This is a genomic window from Nocardia spumae (genome assembly GCF_020733635.1).
GTDB classification, from domain to species: Bacteria; Actinomycetota; Actinomycetes; order Mycobacteriales; family Mycobacteriaceae; genus Nocardia; species Nocardia spumae.
In genome coordinates, this window is the sequence record NZ_JAJFZL010000001.1 from 652,834 (window position 1) to 678,803 (window position 25,970).

General features: G+C 69.0%; 24 protein-coding genes. 16 read left to right on the plus strand and 8 right to left on the minus strand.

Annotated features, from left to right (window positions below; all coding sequences use genetic code 11):
- Window positions 1-103 precede the first annotated feature (103 nt).
- The 3 genes from LKD76_RS02725 to LKD76_RS02735 are packed head-to-tail and all read left to right on the plus strand — an operon-like array spanning window position 104 to window position 2,453.
- Window positions 104-1,318, plus strand: a complete 1,215-nt coding sequence (locus tag LKD76_RS02725) for an O-succinylhomoserine sulfhydrylase (protein ID WP_227979345.1) — start codon at window positions 104-106, stop codon at window positions 1,316-1,318.
- Window positions 1,319-1,365: 47 nt separating this feature from the next.
- A complete protein-coding gene (locus LKD76_RS02730; protein ID WP_227979346.1) occupies window positions 1,366-1,992 on the plus strand; it encodes a type 1 glutamine amidotransferase family protein in 627 nt (208 codons plus the stop codon).
- Window positions 1,989-2,453, plus strand: coding sequence for a MarR family winged helix-turn-helix transcriptional regulator (locus LKD76_RS02735; protein WP_227979347.1), 465 nt, complete (start codon window positions 1,989-1,991; stop codon window positions 2,451-2,453). The genes LKD76_RS02730 and LKD76_RS02735 overlap by 4 nt, the downstream gene beginning before the upstream one ends.
- A 1-nt stretch (window position 2,454) precedes the next feature.
- Here LKD76_RS02735 and LKD76_RS02740 read toward each other — a convergent pair whose 3' ends face one another.
- Complete coding sequence (locus tag LKD76_RS02740; protein WP_255660811.1) at window positions 2,455-3,213, minus strand: HAD-IIA family hydrolase; 759 nt, start codon at window positions 3,211-3,213, stop codon at window positions 2,455-2,457.
- Between the two features lie 197 nt (window positions 3,214-3,410).
- Here LKD76_RS02740 and fgd point away from each other — a divergent pair, with 197 nt between their 5' ends.
- The 3 genes from fgd (at window position 3,411) to LKD76_RS02755 (ending at window position 8,382) form a co-directional block, all read left to right on the plus strand.
- Window positions 3,411-4,478, plus strand: coding sequence for a glucose-6-phosphate dehydrogenase (coenzyme-F420) (gene fgd, locus LKD76_RS02745; protein WP_255659605.1), 1,068 nt, complete (start codon window positions 3,411-3,413; stop codon window positions 4,476-4,478).
- A gap of 115 nt (window positions 4,479-4,593) precedes the next feature.
- Complete coding sequence (locus LKD76_RS02750) at window positions 4,594-5,892, plus strand: hypothetical protein (protein ID WP_227979350.1); 1,299 nt, start codon at window positions 4,594-4,596, stop codon at window positions 5,890-5,892.
- Window positions 5,893-6,063: 171 nt separating this feature from the next.
- On the plus strand, window positions 6,064-8,382 hold the full coding sequence (locus tag LKD76_RS02755; RefSeq protein WP_227979351.1) for a serine/threonine-protein kinase: 2,319 nt from the start codon (window positions 6,064-6,066) through the stop codon (window positions 8,380-8,382).
- Window positions 8,383-8,408: 26 nt separating this feature from the next.
- On the opposite strand, the gene LKD76_RS02760 is transcribed toward LKD76_RS02755, so the two are convergent.
- The gene (locus LKD76_RS02760; protein WP_227979352.1) at window positions 8,409-8,918 is read right to left on the minus strand and encodes a nitroreductase family deazaflavin-dependent oxidoreductase; all 510 of its coding nucleotides are present in this window, start codon (window positions 8,916-8,918) and stop codon (window positions 8,409-8,411) included.
- A 158-nt stretch (window positions 8,919-9,076) separates the two neighbouring features.
- Here LKD76_RS02760 and LKD76_RS02765 point away from each other — a divergent pair, with 158 nt between their 5' ends.
- Window positions 9,077-9,226 carry a hypothetical protein gene (locus tag LKD76_RS02765; protein WP_227979353.1) on the plus strand — a complete coding sequence of 50 codons (150 nt, stop codon included), beginning with the start codon at window positions 9,077-9,079 and terminating at the stop codon, window positions 9,224-9,226.
- Window positions 9,227-9,233: 7 nt separating this feature from the next.
- Here LKD76_RS02765 and LKD76_RS02770 read toward each other — a convergent pair whose 3' ends face one another.
- Entirely contained in the window at window positions 9,234-10,040 is an 807-nt protein-coding gene (locus tag LKD76_RS02770; protein WP_227979354.1) for an LLM class flavin-dependent oxidoreductase, read from the minus strand.
- 219 nt (window positions 10,041-10,259) lie between these two features.
- Here LKD76_RS02770 and pta point away from each other — a divergent pair, with 219 nt between their 5' ends.
- Entirely contained in the window at window positions 10,260-12,341 is a 2,082-nt protein-coding gene (gene pta / locus LKD76_RS02775; RefSeq protein ID WP_227979355.1) for a phosphate acetyltransferase, read from the plus strand.
- Window positions 12,342-12,432: 91 nt separating this feature from the next.
- On the plus strand, window positions 12,433-13,629 hold the full coding sequence (locus LKD76_RS02780) for an acetate kinase (protein WP_227985067.1): 1,197 nt from the start codon (window positions 12,433-12,435) through the stop codon (window positions 13,627-13,629).
- Between the two features lie 29 nt (window positions 13,630-13,658).
- Here the strand turns inward: LKD76_RS02780 and LKD76_RS02785 are convergent, their stop codons facing one another.
- Genes LKD76_RS02785 through LKD76_RS02795 form a run of 3 tightly spaced genes read right to left on the minus strand, consistent with a single transcriptional unit; the run spans window position 13,659 to window position 18,445 of the window.
- Window positions 13,659-16,046 carry a serine/threonine-protein kinase gene (locus tag LKD76_RS02785; RefSeq protein WP_372465724.1) on the minus strand — a complete coding sequence of 796 codons (2,388 nt, stop codon included), beginning with the start codon at window positions 16,044-16,046 and terminating at the stop codon, window positions 13,659-13,661.
- Window positions 16,047-16,049: 3 nt separating this feature from the next.
- Complete coding sequence (locus tag LKD76_RS02790; protein WP_227979356.1) at window positions 16,050-17,045, minus strand: glutamate ABC transporter substrate-binding protein; 996 nt, start codon at window positions 17,043-17,045, stop codon at window positions 16,050-16,052.
- Complete coding sequence (locus tag LKD76_RS02795; protein ID WP_227979357.1) at window positions 17,042-18,445, minus strand: GlnX family signal transduction membrane protein; 1,404 nt, start codon at window positions 18,443-18,445, stop codon at window positions 17,042-17,044. The genes LKD76_RS02790 and LKD76_RS02795 overlap by 4 nt, the downstream gene beginning before the upstream one ends.
- Window positions 18,446-18,594: 149 nt before the next feature.
- Between LKD76_RS02795 and LKD76_RS02800 the strand changes: the two genes are divergently transcribed.
- Entirely contained in the window at window positions 18,595-19,260 is a 666-nt protein-coding gene (locus LKD76_RS02800) for an NUDIX hydrolase (protein WP_227979358.1), read from the plus strand.
- A gap of 16 nt (window positions 19,261-19,276) precedes the next feature.
- Here the strand turns inward: LKD76_RS02800 and thiE are convergent, their stop codons facing one another.
- Entirely contained in the window at window positions 19,277-19,987 is a 711-nt protein-coding gene (thiE, locus tag LKD76_RS02805; protein WP_227979359.1) for a thiamine phosphate synthase, read from the minus strand.
- Between the two features lie 130 nt (window positions 19,988-20,117).
- On the opposite strand from thiE, the gene thiO reads away from it, so the two are divergent.
- The 6 genes from thiO to LKD76_RS02835 all read left to right on the plus strand — a co-directional run bounded on the left by thiO (window position 20,118) and on the right by LKD76_RS02835 (window position 25,476).
- Window positions 20,118-21,188 carry a glycine oxidase ThiO gene (gene thiO, locus LKD76_RS02810; protein ID WP_227979360.1) on the plus strand — a complete coding sequence of 357 codons (1,071 nt, stop codon included), beginning with the start codon at window positions 20,118-20,120 and terminating at the stop codon, window positions 21,186-21,188.
- Window positions 21,185-21,415 carry a sulfur carrier protein ThiS gene (gene thiS, locus LKD76_RS02815; protein WP_227979361.1) on the plus strand — a complete coding sequence of 77 codons (231 nt, stop codon included), beginning with the start codon at window positions 21,185-21,187 and terminating at the stop codon, window positions 21,413-21,415. Before thiO ends, thiS begins: the two co-directional genes overlap by 4 nt.
- Before the next feature lie 7 nt (window positions 21,416-21,422).
- Window positions 21,423-22,178 carry a thiazole synthase gene (locus tag LKD76_RS02820; RefSeq protein ID WP_255660813.1) on the plus strand — a complete coding sequence of 252 codons (756 nt, stop codon included), beginning with the start codon at window positions 21,423-21,425 and terminating at the stop codon, window positions 22,176-22,178.
- Window positions 22,179-22,325: 147 nt separating this feature from the next.
- Window positions 22,326-23,297, plus strand: coding sequence for an ABC transporter ATP-binding protein (locus LKD76_RS02825; RefSeq protein WP_227979363.1), 972 nt, complete (start codon window positions 22,326-22,328; stop codon window positions 23,295-23,297).
- Entirely contained in the window at window positions 23,297-24,058 is a 762-nt protein-coding gene (locus LKD76_RS02830) for an ABC transporter permease (RefSeq protein ID WP_227979364.1), read from the plus strand. Before LKD76_RS02825 ends, LKD76_RS02830 begins: the two co-directional genes overlap by 1 nt.
- Window positions 24,059-24,711: 653 nt before the next feature.
- Entirely contained in the window at window positions 24,712-25,476 is a 765-nt protein-coding gene (locus LKD76_RS02835; protein ID WP_227985069.1) for an adenylate/guanylate cyclase domain-containing protein, read from the plus strand.
- A 16-nt stretch (window positions 25,477-25,492) separates the two neighbouring features.
- Here the strand turns inward: LKD76_RS02835 and LKD76_RS02840 are convergent, their stop codons facing one another.
- A complete protein-coding gene (locus LKD76_RS02840) occupies window positions 25,493-25,921 on the minus strand; it encodes a winged helix-turn-helix transcriptional regulator (RefSeq protein WP_227979365.1) in 429 nt (142 codons plus the stop codon).
- Window positions 25,922-25,970 lie beyond the last annotated feature (49 nt).

Here is a 25,970-nt window from a genome sequence, read left to right on the forward strand (position 1 = left end):
ACGGCCACGCAGGTAAAAGCGCTGCGCGCCGCAGTTTTTCACGCAGTCGGGCGCTGATCCCGGCGAACTCGGCGCCGATCCGCCGGGTTGATGGGAGGTAGTCATGATCACCGGCGGTGCATTCGATCGGCCGTTACCCGAGGGTGTGGGCCCGGCGACGCTGGGCGTGCGCGGCGGGGTGCGGCGGTCCGGTTTCGAGGAGACCTCCGAGGCGCTGTATCTGTCGTCCGGATTCGTCTACGAGAGCGCGGAGGCGGCGGAGGCGGCCTTCATCGGAGATATCGAACATTTCGTCTATTCGCGCTACGGCAATCCGACCGTCGCCATGTTCGAGGAGCGGATGCGGCTGCTCGAGGGCGCGGAAGCGTGTTTCGCCACCGCCAGCGGCATGTCGGCGGTGTTCACCGCATTGGCCGCACTGCTCGGGCAGGGTGATCGCCTGGTGGCCGCGCGCAGCCTGTTCGGATCCTGTTTCGTGGTGTGCAACGAGATCCTGCCGCGCTGGGGTGTGGAGACCGTCTTCGTCGACGGTGAGGATCTCGATCAGTGGGAGGCGGCGCTGTCGCAGCCCACGGCCGCTGTCTTCTTCGAGACCCCGTCCAATCCGATGCAGACCCTCGTCGATGTGCGGCGGGTGAGCGAGCTGGCGCATGCGGCCGGTGCGAAAGTGGTGCTGGACAACGTCTTCGCGACCCCGCTGCTGCAGCGCAGCCTCGAACTCGGTGCCGATGTGGTGGTCTATTCGGGCACCAAGCACATCGACGGTCAGGGCCGGGTGCTCGGCGGCGCGATCCTGGGCGAGAGCGAATACATCAACGGCCCGGTCAAGAATCTGATGCGGCACACCGGTCCGGCGTTGAGCCCGTTCAATGCCTGGACGCTGCTCAAGGGCCTGGAAACCATGCCGCTGCGGGTGCGGCAGTCGACGCGGTCGGCCCTCGCGATCGCGGAATTCCTGGAGCGGCATCCCGCGGTGGCGTGGACGAAGTACCCCTTCCTCACCTCGCATCCGCAGTACGACCTGGCCACCGCGCAGATGTCCGGTGGCGGCACCGTGGTGACCTTCGAATTGGCCGCGGGGCCCGACGAGGGCAAGAAGCGGGCGTTCGAGGTGCTGAACCGGCTGCGCATCGTCGACATCTCCAACAACCTCGGCGATGCCAAGTCGCTCATCACCCATCCGGCCACCACCACGCACCGCGCGATGGGTCCGGAAGGGCGTGCGGCCGTGGGCCTCACCGACGGCGTGCTGCGCATCTCGATCGGCCTCGAGGATGTGGAGGATCTGCTCGGCGATCTGGAGCAGGCGCTCGGCTGATATCCACGCCATTGACAGTATGCTGTCAAATATGACAGCATACTGTCATGGGTGGAACCGTACATGTAGCTATCTATGACACGCTCGCCGATTGGGAGCCCGGCTATGTCACCGCCGGTGTCAATCGGCCGTTGATGCAACGCGAACCCGGCACCTGGCAGGTGCGCACCGTCGGTCTCGGCGCCGAACCGGTGACCACGATGGGTGGTCTGCGGCTGGTCCCGGATCTGACACTGGACGAGCTCTCTCCCGGCGACAGCGCCATGTTGCTCCTGCCGGGCGCCGACAGCTGGGAGGGGGAGCGGTTGCTGCCCTTCGCCCGGGCGGCGGGCGACTTCCTGGCCGCCGGGGTGCCGGTCGCGGCCATCTGCGGCGCGACCTTCGGCCTGGCGAGACAGGGTCTGCTCGATGCCCGGCCACATACCGGCAACGCGGCCGAATATCTGGCCTCGACCGGATATTCCGGGGCGGGGCATTATGTGGACGAACCCGCGGTGACCGACGGGGACCTGATCACCGCGACGGGCATCGCGCCGATCGACTTCGCGCGGCACGTCTTCGCTCGGCTGGACCTGTTCGAGCCGGAGGTGCTGGACGCGTGGTATCGCCTCTACGCCGACCGGGATCCCCAGGGCTTCTACGCATTACAGGCGCGGGCCGAGGCGCCGGCGTGAGTCGCGACGATGCGGAGCTGTTCTCCGCGGCGGCGATCACCACCTTCAAGTTGAACGGCCAATTCATGTCTGTCGCAGAGGAATTGGCGAAACCGGCCGGCATCACCGCCGCGTGGTGGCAGGTGCTGGGCGCGGTGCTGCACGAACCCCTGCCCGTCTCGGGCATCGCGCGGGAGATGGGTATCACTCGCCAGAGTGTGCAGCGCATCGCGGATCTGCTGGTGGACAAGGGGTTCGCCGAGTATCGGCCCAATCCGGCTCATCGCCGCGCGAAACTGATCGCCATCACCGAGGCGGGGCACGACGCGGTGCGGCGCATCACCCCGCATCACGCGACCTTGGCGAAACGTCTTGCGGCCGAGCTCGGTTCGGTACGGTTCGCGGAGATCGTGGCGGCATTGACCGAGCTGTCCGCGGCGCTGGAGGTCATCGAACCCTCCGGCGCGGGCCGCCCCGAATAGGTCAGGCGGCGAACGGGTCGCCGGTGCGGCCCACCAGATCCGCCACCGAATCGAGAACCGTCGTCGGGCGGTACGGGTACTGCTCCATCGAGGTCCGGGTGGAGATGCCGGAGGTCACCAGAATGGTTCGCATGCCCGCCTCCAGGCCGGCGATGACATCGGTGTCCATCCGGTCGCCGATCATCACCGCCGACTGCGAATGCGCGCCGATCTGCCGCAGTGCCGACCGCATCATCAACGGATTCGGTTTGCCGACGTAATACGGATCCCGTCCGGTGGCGCGGGTGATGAGGGCGGCCACTGATCCGGTCGCGGGCAGTACGCCCTCGCGGGATGGCCCGGTCGGATCGGGGTTCGTGGCGATGAACCGGGCGCCGCGCTCCACCAGCCGGATCGCGGTCGTGATCGCCTCGAACGAATACGTGCGAGTCTCACCGAGGACCACGTAGTCCGGATCGCTGTCGGTGAGGACGTAGCCGATTTCGTGCAGGGCCGTGGTGAGCCCGGACTCGCCCACCACGTAGGCCGTGCCGCCCGGCCGCTGATCGTTGAGGAAGGTCGCGGTCGCGGTGGCCGAGGTCCAGATCGACTCTGCCGGAATGTCGAGTCCGATCCGGCGCAGCCTGGCCTGCAGGTCACGCGGCGTGCGAATGCTGTTGTTGGTCAGCACCAGGAACGGAATCTCGCGCTCGGTCAGCTCCGCCAGGAACGAGTCGGCGCCCGGTATCAGATGGTCCTCGTGCACCAGGACCCCGTCCATATCGGTCAGGTAGGACAGGATCGGCTCATTGTCGGCAGTCACCAGACAATTGTGGGCTATCGCCCGCGCCGGGGTGCGGAGGCCGGTAGGTGGGCTGTGTACACGTGTCCATTTCGGCCCTGACTATGGTCGAAGGGCGACCGCAGCTTGCCGCGCTGTGGAATTTCGGGATACCCGGCCAGCGCTGCACTCGGTCGATGTGGCCGTCTCCCGCCCGGGAGCCGGTCCCGGCACGGACGGCGAACAGGAGAGACGCAGTGAGTGATCTCAAGCTCGGGTACAAAGCGTCGGCAGAACAATTCGGACCACGTGAGCTCGTCGAGCTCGGCGTCCAGGTCGAAGAACACGGGCTCGACAGCGCGACCGTCAGCGATCACTTCCAGCCCTGGCGGCATCAGGGCGGTCACGCGCCGTTCTCCCTGGCCTGGATGACCGCGGTGGGTGAGCGGACCTCTCGGATCCAGTTGGGTACCTCGGTGCTGACCCCCACCTTCCGCTACAACCCCGCGGTGATCGCACAGGCCTTCGCCACCATGGGCTGCCTGTACCCGGACCGGATCATGCTCGGAGTGGGCACCGGTGAGGCGCTCAACGAGATCGCCACCGGATATCAGGGCGAGTGGCCGGAGTTCAAGGAGCGTTTCGCCCGGCTGCGGGAATCGGTCGATCTGATGCGTGCGCTGTGGACCGGCGACCGGGTCAGCTTCGAGGGCCAGTACTACACGACTGTCGGCGCCTCCATCTACGACGTGCCGCCGGCCGGAATCCCGGTCTACATCGCCGCCGGTGGCCCGGTCGTGGCCCGCTACGCCGGTCGCGCCGGCGACGGCTTCATCTGCACCTCGGGTAAGGGTATGGAGCTCTACACCGAGAAACTGATGCCGGCCGTCAGCGAGGGGGCCGAGAAGGTGGGCCGCAACCTCGACGATATCGATCGGATGATCGAAATCAAGATCTCCTACGACACCGATCCCGAACTGGCGCTGGAGAACACCCGGTTCTGGGCGCCGCTGTCGCTGACCGCCGAGCAGAAGCATTCCATCACCGACCCGATCGAGATGGAGGCCGCCGCCGACGCCCTGCCGATCGAGCAGATCGCCAAGCGCTGGATCGTCGCCAGTGATCCGGATCAGGCGGTCGAGCAGATCAAGCCGTATCTGGACGCAGGTCTGAACCATCTGGTCTTCCATGCCCCCGGCCATGATCAGCGCCGCTTCCTGGATCTGTTCGCCCGCGATCTGGCACCGCGTCTGCGCGCACTCTGATCTCCTGCGGGGTGTGTCACACCCGATAACCGAAACCCGTCAAACCCGGCGCGGCAACCATCAAGGACTCGTTGCGGCCGGCTGTTTCGCGAGTATGCCCACATAGCTTCGGCATGTGGGCATTTTCGGTTTTACCTGGGCCGATGCCGGCGCGGTCGTGGGTGCGACGGTAGGTGGCGCACTTCTCGGGCCACCGGGTGCGATGCTCGGCGGTGCGCTGACGACCTACGCCGGTGCGACCCTGGGCGATGGTAAGAGCGCCGGCCGGGCGCTGGAGGAGGCCGCCGTCGCGGGGATCGGCGGCGCGGGTGGTGCGTGGGCCGCAGACCTGGGCGGAAAACTGTTGCGCGATGGGCTCGTTCGCGCCGCCGGTAAGGCGCTGTCCGGCTCGGCCACCAGGCGGGTCGACCGGGTCGCGGCGAAAGCGTTGTTGCCGTGGAACAAGTACGAGGCCAGTCCGATCGCCGCATTGGGCGCCGGATTCGCCGCTTACGAGGCCTCGCCGCAGTCGCGCTCGTCCACGCCGGGCACGCCGATGCCGGTGCGGGTAACCGATATCGGCAACGGCGGATGTCCGATCGAGATGGCGAATCTCGTTATGCCGGAACAACTGTCAGCGTCGGTAGCGAAGTTGTATCGCGAACTTCCCGGCTATCTGTGCGGTGTGTGGCGCGGCTTCGGTAGCGGTACGGGGCGGGCCCCTGCCGTACCGGAGACTCCCGCCGCGATCGCCGGCCCCGGCCGCAGCGGAATCGACACCTACCCCGGCAAGGTCGCCGAACTCGATGCCTCGATCAGTGAATTCGCCGCACTGGACCGTGAACTCGCGCCCTTGGCACGGCGCAGCGGGGAGATCTCGGCGCGCGGGCGGGAGGCGGTGACAGCTGTGATCGCCCGGGTCGATCGAGGTGCCGCGATCGGACCGCCGCCGGGGCCCGCCGCCGACGAATACGCCCTGGGTCAGCTCGACGTGGCCTTCGCCGCCGGCCAGAGCATCCTCGACGAGGCGAAACACGGAAATGACCACCTGGCGGAGCGGATCGATGCCCTCACCCGGCGCCTCGAAGAACTCGGTGCACGTATCGAATCCGGGACGGCCCGCATCGACGACATCGAACGCCGCCCACCGATCGTGATCGCGCCGTATCGACCGCACCGAACGGCGCCCGGTCTCGCGGTGCTCGGCACCGCGCGACCCGCCCCGACCCGGGTGATGCCGGGGCCGATGATCCCCCGCGAGCGTCCGCGACCGGTTGCGCGCCAGGCGGCATCGGGAATGTGGCGCACTCCGTGGAGCGACTCCGCACCACGCCCAGAGCGCGGCACGCCGTCGATGCGCGGACTGGCGCGGCACCCCGACGGCCATGCGAACAGTCGCGGGGAACAGGACCCGCCGTACCCATGGCCGCATTGAACCCACAGGTTACAACGGTCGCGTGGCAGACATTACGGATCGACCGGACGACGATCGTCCGGGCGGCCCCGCACTCGACCGTGCCGGGGTGGCCCTCCGGTCGGTTCGTTGTCGGATCGGCCGCCCTCGCGCAAGGACAACTGGGTAGTCTCCTCGGCGGAGGAGGGACGCATGTTGCATCCGGGAGAGGTATTCGCCGGTTATGTGATCGAACGACTGCTGGGTGCGGGCGGGATGGGCGAGGTGTACGTGGCCCGGCATCCGCGGCTACCCCGGTCCGATGCGATAAAGGTGCTGGCAGCGCAGTTCTCGGCGGATGCGCAATACCGAGCGCGGTTCGAACGGGAGGCCGATCTGGCCGCGGGACTGTCGCATCCGGCGATCGTCAAGGTGTACGACCGGGGCGAGGATCAGGGCCGGTTGTGGATCGCGATGGAACTGGTCGAGGGGGTGGATCTGGCGCAGCGGCTGCGGGCGAACGGTCCGGTCACCGCGTCCGAGGCGGCCCGGATCGCGGATGCGGTGGCGGGTGCGCTGGACCGCGCCGACGCCCAGGGGCTGGTCCATCGAGATGTGAAGCCCGCCAATATCCTGCTGAGCCGGGCCGGCGATATCCTGCTGACCGATTTCGGTATCGCGCGCCAGGTCGCGGACGCCTCGGATCTGACCGGTACCGGCATGATGATCGGCACGATCAACTACGCCTCGCCGGAACAGCTGAGCGGGCAGCCGCTGGACGGCCGCAGCGATCAGTATTCCTTGGCCTGCAGCATCTTTCACCTGCTGACCGGCACGCCGCCGTTCGCCGACGCCAATCCCGGTCAGGTGATCCTGCGGCATGCCACGGCCGCGCCGCCGAGTGCGCGGACCGCACGGCCGGAGCTGGACCCCGAGGTGGACCGGGTGTTCGCGCGCGCGATGGCGAAACGCCCCGGGGACCGGTTCGCGACCTCGCCGGAGTTCGCGGCGGCGCTGGGCACGGCGCTACGCTCCGCGGGGCCTTTGCGAGACGCGGTGCCGCTCATGACCGGTGGGCCGCAAGCGGCCATCCCGACGGTGATCCGGGACGGCGATTCCTCGGCGGGGTCGCGGCGCGGGCCCTGGCTGGGACTCGGCGCACTCGTCGTGGTGGTCGCCGCGGTCGTGACCGGTTTCGCGCTGTGGTCGAGCGAATCCGACGCGGTCGGGCCCACCGATGCCGCCCGGGCCATGCCCCGCGCCCTCGTCACCGCGCAGAGCCCGGATCTCGGCGTCCAACCCACCGGTCCGCGATGGCAGGCGGCGGTGCCGGCGTCGGAGGAGCCGGTCGGCGGCTCGGACAAGGTGGTGCTCTACAACGGGCGTAACGGTCGAACCGACACCCTTGTCGTCGTCGACGCCGAGACCGGGGCCGTCCTGCGGAGCGTCGATGTGGGTCCAGCCCACTTCGGCGAGTGTGTGTTCACCGCTTCGGGCCGCTACGCGGGATGCCGGACGCAGTACGGTGAGAGCGCCGCGGGCAGCCGGGATGTCACCTCGGACTCGTACGCCACGGTTTTCGTCGACGTCGAAGCGGGAGTGGTTTCGGGCAGGCTCGGCGCTGCCACCGAAATCGTCGCGGCGGGAGAAACCTTCGCCATCTTCGAACCCGAAAGCAAGGACAGCGAATCGGGTTCGGTGATCGCGGCCGATGCCACCGGCGCGGTGATCTGGCAGGCGGAGGGCATCGAAGCCGGCCTGGTCCACGGGTCCGGGGTGGTGTCCCTGCAGCGCGATGCCGTCTCCGGAGATCCGTTCTCGAAGGCGAGCTTCGAACTGCGCGCTATCGAAACCGGCAAGGTCGTGTACCAGCTGACTCCGAAAAACGCTGACCCCCTGACGGTCTGGGCTCCGGACTGGACGGCGTTTCCCGGCGGGTTCGCGATCGACGCCGACTTCTACACCCTCGACGGCACGAAACGCGCGAGTGCCGGATCCGGCTGGCGCGTGGTCGCGAGCCAGCCGTATGCCACCCAGGGCGACGATCCGGCACCGAACGGCAACGACAAGCGCTACGCCGAGCCCGATACCGCTGCGGCACTGCCGATGATGATGCGCGGCGATCTGCTCGCCGCCTTCGATCCGGCCACCGGATCCCTCTTGTGGTCCAGGCAGGTGCCGAAGGAGGCGACCTACGGCCATCAGGTGTCGGTCGCGGGTACCGGCAGCAAGGTTCTCCTGCGCTGGGACACCACCGAGGAGTCGGGCTCCGATGACCTCGAATCGAAATACGAGCTCGAATACGCGTGGTTCGACGCGTATACCGCCGAGGGCGGTGTGCTGCCGAACAACCAGGTTCCCTGGGCCACGGACGGCGCCAGGGTGGTGGTCGTGCCACGCGGCGGGCAGGGCCTGATCACCGTGATGCCGCCGGGCGCGAACGCGAATCCGCTGTGGTCACTCGACTTCGGCAGTAGTCCGATCCGCACCTTCGCGGGGCGGGTGTATCTGGGCAATCGCCGGATCGTGTGAGCGGCGATGGCCGCGGGACCTCGGTGTCACTCCCGGGTGAGCGCGAATATCCGCAGATCGCGAGTCGTGCGGCTGCGGTAGGCGGCGTACGCCTCGGTGGTCTCGACGAAACGGTCGAAGATCTCCCGCTGGTGTCCGGCGTCCTCGACCGGCCGCGCTCGCACCGGAATGCGCTGTCCCGCAATGGTTACCGTGGCCTCGGGGGTGGTCAGCAGATTCGCCGTCCACGCCGGATGACGGGCTCGGCCGAAATTACTGCCGATCACGTAGAGGGTGTCGCCGTCGTGCACGTACAACAGTGGTGAGGTCCGTGGCTGCCCGGATTTGCGTCCGGTGGTGGTCAGCAGGATCACCGGCGCGCCTATCGGGCCGAGTACGGTGTAGCGAGCATCGGTGCGCTGCAACAGTTTCCGATCCAGCGGAGTGAGAGAGCGCACCACCTGCGATCCGAGCCTTGTCGCGGCGAACGCGCTCGCCGTACGCCCGAGGAGGCCGGTCCGCGAACCCCACTGCCGATCCGGAAATTGTGCTGTCATGAAGGAATTTTAGCGAGGCGCGGCCGGGGGCACGATGGTGGTGACCCCGCCGGGCGGCCGAGCCGGATCATCACCGTGTGGTCAGGTACTGATCCAGCGCCGTGCGGATGGCCGGGCTCGAGGCGGGGTATCGCGCCGGAACACCCGAGGGAGCCAGGGTGCCCGCGAGTATCCGGGACCCGATCGTGCGCCGAAGGCTCCTGCCCGCGACGCTGGGTTCGATCGCCGAATTCGATGCCGGGCATGTGGTGTTCTCCTCCGACCCCGACGGCTTCCTGTCGGTCGCGCTGCCGTTCCTCGGCGCGTAGTCGCCGATCAGCGCTGCCGCAGAGCGTCTTTCACCTTCGCCACGAATTCGTACCCGGTCCGCCAGTCGGCGTCGCGGGGCGGGGCGATGAGGTGTTCGACACCCGCCTCCGCATAGGCGGTGACCAGGTCACGAGCTTGGGCGAGGTCCTCGGGCAGGGGAGCGACCACCGAGACGGTCGGCGCCGGGCGCTGGTACCGCTCGGCCGATTCGGTCAATTGTTTCGCCGCGGTGCTGGATTCTTCCGGGGTGATACCGATGGCCAGCCAGCTGCCGGCGAATTCCGCGGCGCGGCGCATGGCGCGAGGCCCGTTGCCCGCCACCAGGATCGGAGGCACGGCGGCGGCGGGGGACAGGGCCAACTCGGTGCCGTCGGGCAGAGCGGTGGGCCGCCCGGCGATCAGATCGGGCAGAATGCGCAAGCTCTCGTCGGTGCGGCGGCCGCGGTCGGTGAAAGAGGCGCCGGCGGCACGCCAGCCGGTATCGCCGTGAGCCGGGTTGCCGGTGCCGATGCCCAGCAGCAGCCGGTCGCCGGAGACATACTGCAGGGCTTGGATCTGCTTGGCCGCCCACGCGGCGGGGCGCAGCGCGAGCAGCAGGACGCCGTAGCCGATCCGGATGCGATCGGTGACCGCCGCCGCGGTGGCCAGGGTGACGGTGCTCTCCAGGATCGGGGCGCTCGCGAGGAGATGGTCGGTGGACCACACCGAATCGAGGCCGGCCTCCTCGGCCAGGCGCGCGGCGGCGCGGATATCGCCCAGGATCGGATGCTCGGGATCGGGGGTGGAGGTGGGCAGGAACGTACCGAGTTGCATTGTTGTCGGCCTTCGCTCGGCTCCGGCGGGTTCTCGGCCCGGGAGCACTGTCGGGTGAGTGTGCTGGGGATGCTCGGCGGCACCCTTGTGGATAGGCTATTTCGCCGCGGGTGAGTCGGACAATGCTTGATTCGCGCATCAGAATGTCCGAAGCGCTCATCTGTCGGTTGTGGGGTTGCGACAGTGTCGCCCCGGGAGCGGCTCACTAAGCTCGGGACCATGGCCGAGACCGCACCGTCCACCGTGTACATCGCGTCACTGGAAGGTGACACCGGCAAATCCACCGTTGCGCTGGGCATGTTGCAGATGCTGTCGGCGACCACCCCGCGGGTCGGGGTGTTCCGGCCGATCACGCGCTCCAATCACGGCCGTGACTACATCCTCGAGATGCTGCTGGAACACTGCACCGCCGATATCGACTACGAGCAGGCGGTCGGCGTCACCTACGAACAGGTGCACGCCGATCCGGACGCCGCGATCAGCGATATCGTCATGCGCTTCCACGACGTCGCCAAGGCCTGCGACGCGGTGGTGATCGTGGGCAGTGACTACACCGATGTCGCCGGGCCCAGCGAACTGCGCTACAACGCGCGCATCGCGGTGAACCTCGGCGCGCCGATCCTGCTGGTGCTGCGCGGGGCCGGCCGCAGTCCGGAGGAGGTCGTGCAGGTCGCCCGGGTGTGCGAGGCCGAACTCGAATACGAGCACGCCCGGTCCACGGCGATCATCGTCAACCGCTGCGATCCCGACCGGCTCGAGGATGTGCGGTCCGCGCTGAGTGTCCTGGACTGCCCATCGTGGACGCTGCCGGAGGTCCCGCTGCTGACCGCCCCCACGATGAACGAACTGTGCGAGGCCATCGGCGGCGCCGTGTACTCCGGCGATCCGGAGCTGCTGCAACGCGAGGCGCTCGAGGTCATGGTCGGTGGGATGACGGCCGAGCACATCCTGGAACGACTCACCGACGGGGTGGCCGTGATCGTGCCCGGCGACCGGTCCGACGTGCTGCTGTCACTGGTGAACGCCCATGAGGCGGAAGGTTTTCCGTCACTGTCGGGCATCATCATGAACGGCGGTATGCTGCCGGATCCGGCGATCGCCCGGCTGATGGAGGGGTTGAAGCCGAAGCTGCCGATCCTGACCACGCAGCTGGGCACATTCGACACCGCCAGTGCCGCCGCGCACACCCGGGGCCGGGTGTCGCTGAGCAGTATTCGCAAGATCGACACCGCGCTGGCGCTGATGGAGCAGCGGGTGGACAGCCGGAAGTTACTGGAGCTCATCGAGGTTCCGGTGCCGTCGGTGGTCACCCCGCAGATGTTCGAATACCAGCTGGTGGAGCGGGCACGGGCCGATCCGCGCCGGATCGTGCTGCCCGAAGGCGACGACGATCGCATTCTGCGCGCGGCGGGACGGGTGTTGCAGCGCAAGATCGCGGAACTGACGATCCTCGGCGACGAGACCACCGTGCGCGCTCGCGCGGCCGAACTGGGGCTCGATATCGATGGGGCCCAGGTGCTCGATCCGCGCACCAGCGAGCTGCGCGGTGAGTTCGCGGAGGAATTCGCCCGATTGCGGGCACACAAGGGGATGACGGTCGAGCGGGCACGCGAATTCATGGCCGACATCTCGTATTTCGGCACGATGATGGTGTACAAGGGCATCGCCGACGGCATGGTCTCCGGTGCCGCGCACACCACCGCGCATACGATTCGGCCCTCGTTCGAGATCATCAAGACCGAACCCGGGGTCTCGACAGTGTCGAGCGTCTTCCTGATGTGCCTGGCCGACCGGGTCCTGGCCTACGGCGACTGCGCGGTGGTCCCGGATCCGACCGCCGAGCAGCTCTCCGATATCGCCATCTCCTCCGCGCGCACGGCGGCGCAGTTCGGCATCGAACCGCGAGTGGCGATGCTGTCGTACTCCACCGGTGAATCCGGCACCGGGGTCGATGTCGACAAGGTCCGTGCCGCGACCGAACTCGTGCACCAGCGGGCGCCGCAGCTGCCGGTCGAGGGGCCGATCCAATACGATGCCGCGATCGAACCGGCGGTCGCGAGCACCAAACTGCCGCATTCCGACGTCGCCGGCCGCGCCACGGTGTTCATCTTCCCGGACCTCAACACCGGCAACAACACCTACAAGGCGGTCCAGCGCAGCGCCGGCGCGGTGGCGATCGGACCGGTTCTGCAGGGCCTGCGCAAACCGGTCAACGACCTGTCGCGCGGCGCCCTGGTGGCGGACATCGTGAATACCGTCGCCATCACGGCGATCCAGGCGCAGAGCCGCCAGGAGGCATAGTGAGCGACAATCGCGCAGCGGCTTGCTGTGCCGACCGGGTGCGGGTGTCCCGCGGGATGCAGGAGGCGCAGTGAGCGACAATCGCGGGCCGATGCAGGTACTGGTGATCAACTCGGGGTCCTCGTCGATCAAATATCAACTGCTGGATCCGGATTCGGCGCAGGTCATGGCCTCGGGGATGGTGTCGCGGATCGGCGAATCGGTGGATCCGGGCGAGATCACGGTCGAACATCACAGTGACGGAAGGACATTCGAGCACACCGGGCCGATCGCCGATCATGCCGCCGGTCTGCGGGTGGTCTTCGATCTGTTCGCGAGCAGCGGCCACGATCTGACCGGGGCGGCGCTGTCCGCGGTCGGGCATCGGGTGGTGCACGGCGGCGAGGTCTTCTACGAGCCCACGCTGATCACCGACGCGGTGGTGGAGTCCATCGACAAGTTGTCCACGCTGGCGCCCCTGCACAATCCGGCCAACGTCACGGGCATTCGGTCCGCACGCGCCCTGCTGCCCGATATCCCGCAGGTCGCGGTCTTCGACACCGCGTTCTTCCACGGCCTGCCCGATGCCGCGAAGACCTATGCCATCGACGCGGGTATCGCCGCGGCGCACGGGGTTCGGCGTTACGGCTTCCACGGGACCTCGCACGAATACGTCTCCGGCCGGGTCTCCGAGCTGATCGGCGGGGATCCCGCCACACACAACCAGATCGTCCTGCATCTGGGCAACGGCGCTTCGGCGTCGGCGATCCGGGGTGGCCGGGCGGTGGATACGAGTATGGGGCTCACGCCGCTGGAAGGGCTGGTGATGGGCACCCGGTCCGGTGATCTCGATCCGGGCATCCTGGTGCATCTGGCCCGCACCGCCGGACTGGATATCGACGGCATCGACGAACTGCTCAATCGCCGTTCGGGTATCAAGGGTCTGTCCGGGGTCAACGACTTCCGTGCCCTGTTCACCCTCATCGAATCGGGCGATCCCGCCGCGCGGCTGGCCTACGACGTCTACGTGCATCGCCTGCGCCGCTACCTCGGCGCCTACCTGGTGGAACTGGGCCGGGTGGACGCGATCACCTTCACCGCCGGGGTGGGGGAGAACAACGCCCGGGTCCGCGCCGACGCGCTGGCGGGGCTGCGGCGGTTCGGGATCGAGGTCGATCCGGTGGCCAACAATTCGAAAGAGCGTGTGGCGCGCTATATTTCACCGCCCGGAGCCGAGGTCTCGGTGCTGGTCGTGCCGACCGACGAGGAATTGGCGATCGCCCGCGCGGCTGTCGCGCTCGTGGGCTGAGCGTTCGAACGTCGTCTCGCGCGACGCCGTCAGAACCAGCTCTTGGCGCGGATCGCGTTCGCCAGATCGACGAGGGCGTACCGATGGGTGCGGCCGGGAGCCGTTCGGGCCAGCCCGCGCAGCCCGGTTTCGATACCGCGCCGCAGGCCGCGTTCGGTGAACGGTCTGCCCAACAGGGTGGTATCGCGGCGCTGCGGGGTGTGTCCGGCCTGCAGCCAGGCCAGGGCGGTGCCGAGCGTCAGCACCCGCAGCTGGGCGACGCGATGTTCGGCAGGTGGCAATGCCTGCAGCCGATCCGCCGCCACCCGCAGCGCCGACTCCGGCAGTTCCTCGACCGCTTGTGCGGTGAGCAGTAGCAGCACCGCGGTGAGCCGCGCCTCGGTGAAGTGGCGCGAGGTGGCCGGGACCTCGTCCAGGGCCGTCACCGCCGCCGCTACCCGGCCGTCGGACGCCAGTTGGCGGGCGAGTCCGAAGGCGGCGCTCACCACCCCTCGATCGGTGCGCCACACGGTGGCGTAGAACTTCTCCGCGTACTGTCGCCACTGGCCCGGATCCGGCGAGTCCCAATGCTGCAGAACCAGTTCGGCGGTCGACGCCAGCGCGAGTTTGGGCGCGATCTCGCCGGGGAGGGCGCACAGGACCTCGTCGAAACAGCCGTAGGCGCGTTCGTAATCCTGTTCCCGCAGGGCGATCAGACCAAGGAACCAGTATCTGCGCCAATCGTATTCGCCCATGCGGTCCAGCAGTTCGCGCGCGGCGGCGGGCTCGTCCAGATCGAGGTGGATCCGGACCTCGGCCAGCAGACTCTCGAGGGCGAAACTCTCCGGCGCGCCGCCGGGTGCCGATTCGGCACGCCGTCGTGCGGTGCGAACCGCGTCGAGCGCGTGTTCGGGCTCGGCGTGCACGGTGCCGGCCAGCAGTGCGGCCGACGGATCGGCGGGATCGGTCAGCGGCACCGGCAACGCGGCGGCGATCGCGCGGGCCCCGAGCTCTTTGCCGCGCACGACGCCGTCGGCGTAGACGTCGGTCTGGCCGATCAGCTCCTCGGTGCCGAAACTCGTGCGCGGCGGGCTGAACAGGGTCGACAGCTGCGGATGTTCGGCACCGGTGTCGGTGGCCAGGATCTCGCGCAGGACGCCCGCGAGCTGAGTGGCCATCACGCGCGCGGAGGGGAAGCGGCGGGCCGGATCCGGATCGGTCGCGGTCAGCAACAGCCGGTGCAGGAATTCGTAGCGCGCGAGGACGGGTTCGATATCCGGATGCGGAATACCGTCGGTGTAGCGACCCGCGTCCATCGGCATATTCACCGTCAGAACGGCCAGGGTGCGGCCCACCGTGTAGATGTCGGTGGCGGCGGTCGGTCCGGTGGCGGCGATCTCCGGCGCCTGGAACCCCTTGGTGCCGTAGAGATTCCCGTAGGAGTCGAAGGGAGCGACGGCACCCAGGTCGATCAGCTTCACCTGATCCTCGGTGACCATGATGTTGTCGGGCTTGAGATCGTTGTAGGCCAGCTCCAGGGAGTGCAGATAGTCCAGCGCGGGCAGAATCTCCAGGATGTAGGCGAGGGCCTCGGGGACCGGCATCCGTTCCGGGCGCTGATGAGTGTCCAGCAGATCGCGCAGGGAACGGCCGCCGACGTACTCCATGACGATGTAGCCGATCGGGGTGCCGTCGGGTCCCGGGTGTTCGACGAAGTTGTGGATCTTGACGATGCTGGGATGGGCGAGTTCGGCCAGGTATTGGCGTTCGGTGACGGCCACCGCCTGGGCTTCGGCGTCACCGCCGTGCAGCAGTCCCTTCAGCACCACCCAGCGATCGCTGACGTTGCGGTCGATGGCCAGATAGATCCAGCCGAGTCCGCCGTGTGCGATGCACCCCTGGATCTCGTACTGTCCGGCCACGCTGTCGCCGGGGCCCAGGTAGGGCCGGAAATCGTAAGGGGCGCCGCAGTTCCCGCATTCACCCGCCGGGGAGGCGGCGTGCGCGGGGGTGCTGCGCCCCACCGGCCGGCCGCAGCGCCAGCAGTAGCGGCGGCCCTCGGCGACCATCGGATCGGACAGCACCGCCACCATCGGATCCATCGGCGGCACAATGGGAATCGGGACCAGCCCCGCGCCCAGCCGGCGCGTGGTGGGCCGGGTGCGAACCGTGCGGCCGCTGCGGCCGCTGGGCCGGCTGGATTCGGAGCCGCGCGAGTCGGCGGCCGTGGTCCGCGGTGCCGGGGCGGTACCCGGTGTCGCCACGGTGCCGGGTCCCCCGAATTCGGTTGCCGCCGTCGGAGCGGGGCCAGGTTCGGTGCCCGCCGATTCCGGTTCCTGGCGGGCCCGCGGCAGCGTCGGTTCCTCCCCGGCCTCGGGGGCGGGGGTCAATGCCGTGGGCGGGGAGTCGAAGTCGGGGAGATCCTGGCGTTCGGACATCGATCAGTCCCGATAGGTGGGTTCCGGTGGTCCGGCGGCGGGACCCAGCGCGGGGGCCAGCCACGCCCGATACAGCCGATCCCAGGTGCCGTCGGTGCGCAACCGCTGCAGGGTGGCGTTCACGAAACGAACCATATCGTCATTGCCCTTCGGGATTCCGACACCGTAGGGCTCATCGCTGAGGTCGGCGCCCACCACTTCCGCGTACGGGTCCTGGGCCGCCAGGCCGGCCAGCAGCGCATCGTCGGTACTGACGGCATCGACCTGCCGCTGCTGCAACACCACGAGACAGTCGGCCCAGGTCGGCACCGTCATGATCGAGGCGGGCGGCCGGATCTGCCGGATCCGGTCGAGTGAGGTGGTGCCGCCGACGGCACACACGCGTTTGCCGGCCAGATCCGCCATCCCGGTGATACCGGAACCCCGCACGGCCAGCACCCGCTGATGCGACATCAGATAGGTGGTGGAGAAGTCGACGCGTTGGCGCCGATCGCAGGTGATGGTCATGGTCTTCACCACGATGTCGACGCTGTGATCCTGCAGCGCCTTCTCCCGATCCGCCGATCCCAGGATGCGATATTCGATCCGATGCGGATCGCCGAACAGATCGCGGGCGATCTCGGTGGCGATATCGACATCGAACCCCGCCAGGGTGCCGCTGATCGGATCGCGGAAGCTGAACAGATTGCTGCCGGGGTCCAGGCCCACCAGCAGCCGTCCCCGTGCGCGGATCGCGTCGATGCTCGGGCCCTGGCCGGCGCCGGTGGGGCGCAGGCTGGCCGTCGGATTCCCGCACTGCGGTTCGGCATTCGGCTGCGCGGTGGATTCCGGCCCGGTGACGAGGGCATTCGCGGGAAGCGGCGGCTCGGTGTAGGTGCCGCTGTCTGACGCGCGCGGATTCGATTGCGCACCACCGCAACCCGCCGCGACGAGGGCTGCGGCCGCCACCGCGAGCGTCGCGACCGAGCGCCGGGTCCGCTGCGATACTTCTCTGCTCATCGATACTCCCGAAGCCGTGGCCACAGGCCCGCCACCACGAACGCGGCCGCCAGCGCGGCCAGGGTCAGCGCACCGGGCGCGAGGAAGTCCAGCGTCCGTGAAGCGTCGGAGATGTTGTTGCGCAGGGCATCACGGGTGTCGGAGATACCCGCGCCGAGCGCGTTGTCGAGGGTGTCCACCGACGCGCTGGCCTGACTCGGATCGGCACCGATGGCCACCTCGGAGGCGGCCGGGAAATCGCCGCGTCCCAGGGCGTCGTTCATCCGCTGATGGGCGGTACGCCAGTGCTCCAGCGAGGTTCGCGCCCGGGCCACCTCGGCGGAACCCGGTGCGTCGCCGGGATAGTGGGTCAGCAGCTGGTCGAGCCGGGCGGTGGCGGTATCGAAGGTGTGGTCGTAATCGCCGCTCGCGTCGCGGCGCACCAGCTTCAGCGTCTCCGCGGCCCGCGCCTGCTGGGCGAGGATGCGGCTCTCGGTCAGCTCCGCGCCCGGCACCGCGCCGTCGTCGCGCCCGGAGGTGGTAGACACCGCCGAGACCGATCCCGCGATCACCGTCCAGGCCAACAGGACCAGCAATGTCGCCGAGGCCGCCAGCAGCCCCGGATTGAGCACCCGGTGCCAGCGCCGGGCCAGATAGAACTGGCCGGCGACCAGGGCGGCCAGCGCCAGCACCGGCAGGATGATCGCGGCCCACGGCGGTCGCACATGGTCGTGCTGGGTCCGCGCGATCGCGGAGGAGCGGTGTCCCTGCAACTCCTGCGCTCTGGGCAGCATCGTGTTCTGCATCAGATTCGACGCCTCGCTGAGATAGGCGGCGCCGACCGGATGGCCCTCGCGGTTGTTGGCCCGCGCGGTCTCGATGAGGCCGCTGTAGACCGGCAGTTCGGTCGCGACGACGGTGCGCAGCCTGGTGTCGGCGTCGGGCGGTGCGGCACCGGGTGCGCCGGCATTGTCGGACTGGGCGACCAATTCGGCCGCGGCCTCCCCGATCGCCTGGTCGTAGCGGTCGCGGACCGGTTTCGGTTCCAGTCCACCGGATATGAAGGCCGTTCCCGCCGCGGCATCGGCGACCGACAGCGAGGTGTAGAGGTGCTGAGCCGAATTGGCATCGGGCTCGGCCTCGTTCAGCAGGTGATCCAATGCGTGCTGGCGGTCGCCGACCTCAGCGGAGGTGACCGCGCCGGCGAACAGGCACAGCCCGAGTAGTAACAGGCCCAACGCGACCAGGCGGGCCGGTGACGAGCGGGCGAAGGCCCGCATATCGGTCGCGTCGAGCCTGCGTCGCACCACCGCCGCATCCAGTCGCCACCGCACCGCGGTCCGGTCGAATCGGCCGCGCAGGGTGGTCGGCGCAGCGTGCGGGGACGACTCGTCGAGCGGTCGCTGCTCGGTGCGAGCCATGCCCGCCTCCGTTCGTTCGCCGGGTTGCATTGTGTGGACTGAGCTTATTGTGGTCGTACCGGTACCGCTGGACATGTGTCGGGCATGACCGCGGTACCACGAGGTCGGCGAGGATCGTCGACGCCGGCGTGATCGGGACGAGGCGGAGTATGCGCGGTGACGGAGACGGCTTCTTGGAGAGCCCCGATGGGACGCGGCAATGGGGCCTGTTCGGGGCGGCCGGATTGTTGTTGCGCGCACCGCGACCGGGCGGTGGCGCGGTGGTGCTGCTGCAGCACCGCGCGCCGTGGAGTCATCAGGGTGGAACCTGGGCGCTGCCCGGTGGTGCGCGTGACAGTCATGAGACCAGCGTGCACGCCGCGGTACGGGAAGCGCAGGAAGAAGCGGGAATTGCCCCCGCCGCGGTCCGGGTGCGCGGCAGCCGGGTGACGAGTACGGCGGCCAGTGGCTGGACCTACACCACCGTGGTCGCCGATGCCCCCGAAACACTCGCGACCACCGCGAATCGCGAAAGCGCGGAACTGGCCTGGGTGCCCGAGGAGGAGGTCGACGAGCGTCCGCTGCATCCGGGTTTCGCCGCTGCCTGGCCGGGTTTACGCGCACCGTCCGCGCGGCTGGATCTCGCCGGTGTGGCCGATGCCGCGGCCGTCGCCGCGGCGCTGCCGCGCACGGTGGATCTCGCCGATCGCGGATTCGTCTGGCTGGACGCGCCCGGTCCGGAGATCCCGACCGCGCGAATCGCCCGGCACGACAACGGATGCGGCGCACCGGCCGGCGCACTGCTGGTCCTGACCCTGGACCAGGTGCTGAGCTGAGCCGAGCCCGCACTCGTCAGCGGGTGCCCGCGGCGTTGTCCAGCAGGCGCTGTTTGAGTTCCCGGGCGGCGGCCTGCGGATCGCGCGCCGCGGTGATGGCGCGGACCACCACGATCCGCGTCGCGCCGGCCGCGAGCACCTCGGGCAGGCGTTCGGCGTCGATCCCGCCGATGGCGAACCACGGCCGGGTCGGATGTGAGTCCGCGGTCGAGCGCACCAGGTCGATACCCGCCGCGGTGCGGCCCGGCTTGGTGGGGGTATTCCACACCGGCCCGGTGCAGAAGTAGTCGATGTTCTCGTCGACGAGCGCCAGTCCGGCCTGATTGCGATTGTGGGTGGAACGGCCGATGACCACCTCCGGACCCACGATCCGCCGGGCGTGCGAGGGCGGCAGATCGCCCTGGCCCAGATGCAGCACATCGGCACCGGCCGCGTGCGCGATATCCGCGCGATCGTTCACCGCGACCAGCGCGCCGTGGCGGCGCGCGGCGGCCTTCAACTCGGCCAGTGCGCCGAGTTCGGCAGCGGCCTCGAGCGGTCCGAACTTCGCCTCTCCGGCCGAACCCTTGTCCCGGAGCTGGATGATGTCGACACCGCCGGACAGCGCCGCCTCGGCGAACGCGGCCAGGTCCCCGGTATCGCGCCGGGCGTCGGTGCACAGGTAGAGCCGGGCCGAGGCGAGGCGTTCGCGGGGCGCGATCGGACGATGGGGATGGGACGGTTGCACGGGTCCGACCGTAGCCGCGCTACCGTGGAGAGGCGAAATACTAGGGCATTCCCGCAGCGATGGCGGCCGCGCGGGAGGGTCGTTGCACGGTCGCGGTTCGTACTGTCCCGGGACCGAGTGAGGTGGAGTGATGCGAAGTCTGGCCGTCGTGGGTGGGGGTGTGATCGGCCTCGCGGTGGCATGGCGTGCCGCCGAACAGGGCTGGGCGGTCACGATCGTCGATCCCGATATCGGCGCCGGTGCGTCCTGGGTGGCCGGTGGCATGCTCGCCCCGCTGTCGGAGGGCTGGCCGGGCGAGGACGATCTCCTCGAATTCGGCGCGGCGTCGTTGCGCCGCTGGCCGGAGTTCGGCGCGCGGTTGCGCGCCGCCACCGGTGTGGACGTCTTCGTGGCGGATCAGACGTTGACGCTGGCGCTGGACGCCGCCGACGCCGCCGATCTGCGCACCATCGCCGACTTCTGCGGCGGCCACGGCTACGACATGCGGCTGCTGGACCGGGCCGGTGTGCGCGCGGCCGAAGCCGGGCTCTCGCGCACCGTCCGGGCCGGTCTGCTGGCCGCCGACGAACCGGCTGTGGACAACCGGCTGCTGGTCGGAGCCCTGCGGCGCGCGTGTGACCAGGCCGGTGTGCACATCCTGGCCGAGTCGGTGCGCGCGGTCGAGGAACTCGACCACGATCGGATCGTGCTCGCCGCCGGATCGGCCAGTGCGCGGCTGTGGGAACTGCCCGTCCGGCCGGTCAAGGGGGAGATTCTGCGCTTGCGCCGCCGGCCCGGCACCGCACCGCCGCCGCGGCGGGTGATCCGGGCCCGGGTGCACGGCCGTCCGATCTACCTGGTGCCGCGGGCCGAGGGCATCGTGGTCGGCGCCACCCAGTACGAGGCCGGTTTCGACACCACCGTCACCGTCGCCGGTGTGCGTGACCTGATCGCCGACGCGGAAGCGGTGTGGCCGGCGCTCGGCGAATACGAACTGGCGGAGGCCACCGCGGGCGCGCGCCCGAGCACGCCGGACAATCTGCCCCTGATCGGGCGGCTGTCGGAGCGGGTGGTGGCCGCCACCGGCCACGGCCGCAACGGCATCCTCGGCGTGCCGATCACCGTCGACGCCGTCACGGCGCTGCTGGCCGGCGACACCCTGGCCGAGGCGAAGGCCGCCGATCCGCAGCGATTCGCACCATCATCAGGAGGTAACCAGTGACCGCTCAACCGAGTGCCGCGTCGATCCCCATCGGGGTCACCGTGAACGGCGTCGAACACGAATTCGACGTCCCGCTCACCGTCCGGGAGCTGCTCGAGCGACTCGATTTGCCGTGCCGCGGGGTGGCCTTGGCGGTGGACGGCGCGCTGTTCCCGAAGGGGCGCTGGGACGAGCCGGTCGGCCGTGGCTGGCAGATCGAGGTGCTCACGGCGGTGCAGGGTGGCTGACGCGGCGCTGAGCGAACCGCTGCGGATCGCCGATCGGGAATTCGGCTCCCGATTGATCATGGGCACCGGCGGCGCGGAGAACCTCGCGGTTCTCGAGGAGGCGCTGGTCGCCTCGGGGACCGAATTGACCACGGTCGCGATGCGCCGCGTCGACGCCGCGGGCGGAACCGGGGTGCTGGATCTGCTGAAACGCCTCGATATCGCGCTGCTGCCCAATACCGCGGGCTGCCGCACCGCCGCCGAGGCCGTTCTCACCGCTCAGCTGGCGCGTGAGGCGCTCGATACCGACTGGGTCAAACTCGAGGTCATCGCCGACGAGCGCACGCTGCTGCCCGATGCCATCGAATTGGTTTCGGCCGCCGAACAATTGGTGGACGAGGGCTTCGTGGTGCTGCCCTATACGACCGATGATCCGGTCCTGGCCCGGCGGCTCGAGGACGCCGGATGCGCGGCGGTGATGCCGCTGGGCGCGCCGATCGGCACCGGACTGGGGATCGGCAATCCGCACAATATCGAGATGATCGTCGAGGCTGCCGGAGTGCCGGTGATCCTCGACGCGGGCATCGGCACCGCCAGCGATGCCGCACTGGCCATGGAACTCGGTTGTGCGGCGGTGCTGCTGGCCACCGCGGTCACCCGCGCTCGGCAGCCCGCGCGGATGGCCGCCGCGATGGCCGCCGCGGTGCAGGCCGGATATCTGGCGCGTCACGCCGGGCGCATCCCCAAGCGGTTCTGGGCCCAGGCGTCGTCTCCGGCGGTGTGAACGAACGGGTGTCCCCAGCTCACGCGGCCGGTCGGGACTCGGGGACACCACTCATACCCCTCCGGGTACGGATCATCCTTGTGGATGACGGGACTCGCGACCTGTGAGCGATAGTGCGGCGACGGTTTCTCGGGAACACTGGTGCGCATGATCGAATGCAGAGGTCTTACCAAGCGCTACGGTGACACCGTCGCCGTCGAGGACCTGTCGTTCACGGTCACGCCCGGTAAGGTCACCGGGTTTCTGGGCCCGAACGGCGCCGGTAAATCGACCACGATGCGAATGATCCTCGGACTGGACAAGCCCACCGCCGGTACGGCTCATATCGAGGGTGTGCGCTACGAGGAACTGGCACAGCCGCTGCGCACGGTCGGTGCCCTGCTGGATGCGAAATGGGTGCATCCGAATCGCTCGGCGCGCTCTCATCTGCGCTGGCTGGCCGCGACCAACGATATTCCGGTCACCCGGGTCGACGAGGTGCTGCACCTGGTCGGCCTGACCGAGGTCGCGCACAAGAAGGCCGGTGGTTTCTCACTCGGTATGTCCCAGCGGCTCGGCCTGGCCGGCGCGCTGCTCGGCGACCCGCCGGTGCTGCTGTTCGACGAACCGGTCAACGGCCTCGATCCCGAGGGCATCCTGTGGATCCGGCGGTTCATGCAGCGGCTGGCCGCGGAGGGCCGCACCGTGCTGGTGTCGAGCCATCTGTTGTCGGAGATGGCACAGACCGCGGACCATCTGGTGGTCATCGGCCGCGGCCGGTTGATCGCCGACACCGATACCAAGGATTTCATCGCCAAGTCGTCGGAATCGACTGTGCGCGTGCGCAGTCCGCAACTCGACGAATTGCGCAGCCTGCTCACCTCGAACGGGATGACGGTGCGCGAGGACGGCGAAGCCGGTGAGCGCGAGGCGGTCGCGGGGGCCGAGGCCACCGCGGCGCTGGTGGTCGTCGGTGAAACCAGCGATGCCATCGGTAAATTGGCCGGCGCCAACAGCATCACGCTGTACGAGCTGGCGCCGCAGCAGGCTTCGCTCGAGGAGGCGTTCATGCGCATGACCGGAGGTGCGGTGCAGTACCACGGTGAAGGTATCGAACAGGTCATGGGAGGTGCGCTGTAATGGGGATCGTCGCCGCGGAGCGGATCAAGCTCACCTCCACCCGATCACCGTGGTGGTGCTCGGCCGTCGTCGTCGTGCTCGGTCTGGGGCTGGCCGCGCTGTTCGCGGCCGTCGCCCGGTCGAGCATGGGTGGGCAGAATCAAACCCTGCTGACGACCGCCGGCGCCACCGCCGGGGTCGGCCAGTTCGGTGTCATGGTCCTGATGATCATGGCCACCCTGACCGTGACCAGCGAATACCGCTTCGGCATCATCCGCACCACCTTCCAGGCGACGCCGAACCGCGCCCTGGTGCTGACCACCAAGGCACTGCTGTCCGGCGTCTACGCCGCGGTGCTCACCTTCGTCCTGGCCCTGCTGGCCTACCTGATCGCCAAACCGCTGGCCGGTGACGCGGGGGTGCGGATGAGCCTGAGCTCGGATTCCGATTGGCGCGCGATCTACGGCATCGCGATCTACGCCCTGCTCGCTGTGGTCCTGTCGGTCGGAATCGGTGCTCTGGTGCGGCAGTCCGCGGCCGCGATCTCGCTGATCGTGTTGTGGCCCTTGCTGATCGAGACGCTGCTCGGGAGCTTCGGCAGCTTCGGCCGCAATGTGCAGCCGTTTCTTCCGTTCGCGAATATCAACCGATTCCTGGACGACAGCAGCTCACCGGCGGCAAACTGGCATTGGGGCGCTTGGGGCGGCTTGATCTACTTCGCCGTCTTCTCGCTGGTCGTGTTCGTCGCGGCCCTGATCGTGACCGACCGTCGCGACGCCTGATCGACAATCCGATACCTGCCCGCTCCCGGGCGCTCACCCTCGCGAGCCCGGGACGGGAGGGCGGTCCTGTCGGGGGACTGCTATCCCGGTCGCGTTCACCACTGCCCGGTGAATGCGACGACCACCGGCCCGATGCGCAGCCGGCCTGCGCATCGGGCCGGTGTGCTGTGTGCAAACGCTGTGTGAACAGCGCGTCCGGGGCTTCCGAACGGAAGTTTCGCTCGGTAACATCGGCCCGGCAACCAGCACGTTATCCATCGGCGGACCCACTGATGTGCCCGCTCCGTCCGATCGGGAGGTGGCAGGTGGCGATCATTGGCTACGCTCGGGATGTGAGCGATAAACCCTCCGGCGACGGCGAAAATGCGTCCCGCACAGCCGGTCCCGGCGGTACGGGCGCACGTCGCAACGGTTCCGGTGGGCGCCGGGGCGGCAGGGGACTCGGGGCAGGCCGGGAGAACGGCGCGAAGAACGCGTCCACGCCGGCCGAAACCGCTGGTCCCGAAGGGGCCGGGCCGATATCGGAGAGCGCGCCGGAGCTGGAGCCCGCCGCCGTGGAGGCCGATTTCGAGACTCCGCTCGACCCCGCCGCGGACCCCGAAATCCGGCGCCGCGCCTCTCGTCGGCTCAGGGCCGCCCAGCTGTCGGCCCTGATGGCGGCCGCGAATCAGCGTCCCGATGTGATCGGTGTCATCCGCAGGGCGCGGGAGAATCTGCCGGGCGATCCGGCCTTCGGCGACCCGCTGTCGCTGTCCGGTCCCGGCGGTGCTCGGGCGGTGGCGCGGGCGGCGGACAAATTCGTCGGGGACAACCCCAACGCCGCCAAGGAGCTCGGCCTGGGTGCCCTGCAGGTCTGGCAGGCGATGTTGGAGCGGGTCGGGCGCGGTAAGGGCAGCGCGGAGGTGACGGTGTTGTTCACCGATCTGGTGTCGTTCTCGCGGTGGTCGCTGTCGGCCGGTGACGAGGCCACCCTCGAATTGCTGCGCCGGGTCGCCAGCGCGATCGAGCCGCCGATCGTGGATCGCGGTGGTCAGGTTGTCAAACGCATGGGCGACGGAGTGATGGCGGTCTTCGCCTCCCCCGACAGCGCGGTGCGCGCGATTCTCACCGCGAAACGGAATCTGGCCGAGGTGCAGGTGCAGGGGTATCGCCCGCGGATGCGGGCCGGACTGCACACCGGCACACCCCGGGAGATCGGCGGCGACTGGCTGGGGGTCGATGTCACCGTCGCCGCGCGGGTGATGGAGGCCGGCGGTAACGGCAACACGATGATCTCGGAGACCACGCTCGAGGCGCTGGAGCCGAGCACGCTGAAGGATCTCGAGGTGGTCGCGAAGCCCTATCGGCGCAGTATGTTCGCCGCACCGCTCAACGGTGTGCCGGAGGGAATGCGGATCTTCCGCCTGACCGGGGAATAGGGGCGCGGGCCGCCGATCAGCGCGGGCGCCGCACGTAGCTCGTATCGACAGCGACCGGTTCGCCCCGCGCGTCGACGAGCCGCAGCTCCGGGATCGGGTGACCGGTCTCGTCGACCAGTACGGAGTGACTCTCCTCCGGGGTGAACGCGTGCCGTTCACCCCACTGCCGCATGGCCACCACGACTGCGAAGAGGTCGCGTCCCGCCGCCGTGAGGACGTAGATCTGCCGCCGGCCGGACTCGGCCGCCCGTCGATCGAGGATTCCCCGTTCGACCAGGCGCCGTAGACGGTCGGTGAGGATATTGCGCGCGATTCCGGTGCGGTGCTGGAAATCGGTGAACGCGCGCGCGCCGTCCATCGCATCGCGAATGATCAGCAGACTCCACCGATCCCCGACCAGATCGAGTGTGCGTGCGACCGGACAGGTGGGGTCGGTCCAGGTCATCCCGTCGGTGTGAATCGTCGTCCCTCCTGAAGAGTTGCGGATTGAAACC

What these genes read in the sequence shown, in the direction of transcription:
- LKD76_RS02725 (WP_227979345.1), top strand. Translation starts at nt 104, where the DNA reads ATGATCACCGGCGGTGCATTCGATCGGCCGTTACCCGAGGGTGTGGGC.
- LKD76_RS02755 (WP_227979351.1), top strand. Translation starts at nt 6,064, where the DNA reads ATGTTGCATCCGGGAGAGGTATTCGCCGGTTATGTGATCGAACGACTG.
- LKD76_RS02760 (WP_227979352.1), bottom strand. Translation starts at nt 8,918, where the DNA reads ATGACAGCACAATTTCCGGATCGGCAGTGGGGTTCGCGGACCGGCCTC.
- thiO (WP_227979360.1), top strand. Translation starts at nt 20,118, where the DNA reads ATGCGAAGTCTGGCCGTCGTGGGTGGGGGTGTGATCGGCCTCGCGGTG.
- LKD76_RS02770 (WP_227979354.1), bottom strand. Translation starts at nt 10,040, where the DNA reads ATGCAACTCGGTACGTTCCTGCCCACCTCCACCCCCGATCCCGAGCAT.
- LKD76_RS02840 (WP_227979365.1), bottom strand. Translation starts at nt 25,921, where the DNA reads ATGACCTGGACCGACCCCACCTGTCCGGTCGCACGCACACTCGATCTG.
- LKD76_RS02730 (WP_227979346.1), top strand. Translation starts at nt 1,366, where the DNA reads ATGGGTGGAACCGTACATGTAGCTATCTATGACACGCTCGCCGATTGG.
- LKD76_RS02825 (WP_227979363.1), top strand. Translation starts at nt 22,326, where the DNA reads ATGATCGAATGCAGAGGTCTTACCAAGCGCTACGGTGACACCGTCGCC.
- LKD76_RS02790 (WP_227979356.1), bottom strand. Translation starts at nt 17,045, where the DNA reads ATGAGCAGAGAAGTATCGCAGCGGACCCGGCGCTCGGTCGCGACGCTC.
- fgd (WP_255659605.1), top strand. Translation starts at nt 3,411, where the DNA reads ATGTGGCCGTCTCCCGCCCGGGAGCCGGTCCCGGCACGGACGGCGAAC.
- LKD76_RS02740 (WP_255660811.1), bottom strand. Translation starts at nt 3,213, where the DNA reads ATGGACGGGGTCCTGGTGCACGAGGACCATCTGATACCGGGCGCCGAC.
- pta (WP_227979355.1), top strand. Translation starts at nt 10,260, where the DNA reads ATGGCCGAGACCGCACCGTCCACCGTGTACATCGCGTCACTGGAAGGT.
- LKD76_RS02835 (WP_227985069.1), top strand. Translation starts at nt 24,712, where the DNA reads ATGGCGGCCGCGAATCAGCGTCCCGATGTGATCGGTGTCATCCGCAGG.
- LKD76_RS02785 (WP_372465724.1), bottom strand. Translation starts at nt 16,046, where the DNA reads ATGTCCGAACGCCAGGATCTCCCCGACTTCGACTCCCCGCCCACGGCA.
- LKD76_RS02780 (WP_227985067.1), top strand. Translation starts at nt 12,433, where the DNA reads ATGCAGGTACTGGTGATCAACTCGGGGTCCTCGTCGATCAAATATCAA.
- LKD76_RS02795 (WP_227979357.1), bottom strand. Translation starts at nt 18,445, where the DNA reads ATGGCTCGCACCGAGCAGCGACCGCTCGACGAGTCGTCCCCGCACGCT.
- LKD76_RS02800 (WP_227979358.1), top strand. Translation starts at nt 18,595, where the DNA reads ATGCGCGGTGACGGAGACGGCTTCTTGGAGAGCCCCGATGGGACGCGG.
- LKD76_RS02830 (WP_227979364.1), top strand. Translation starts at nt 23,297, where the DNA reads ATGGGGATCGTCGCCGCGGAGCGGATCAAGCTCACCTCCACCCGATCA.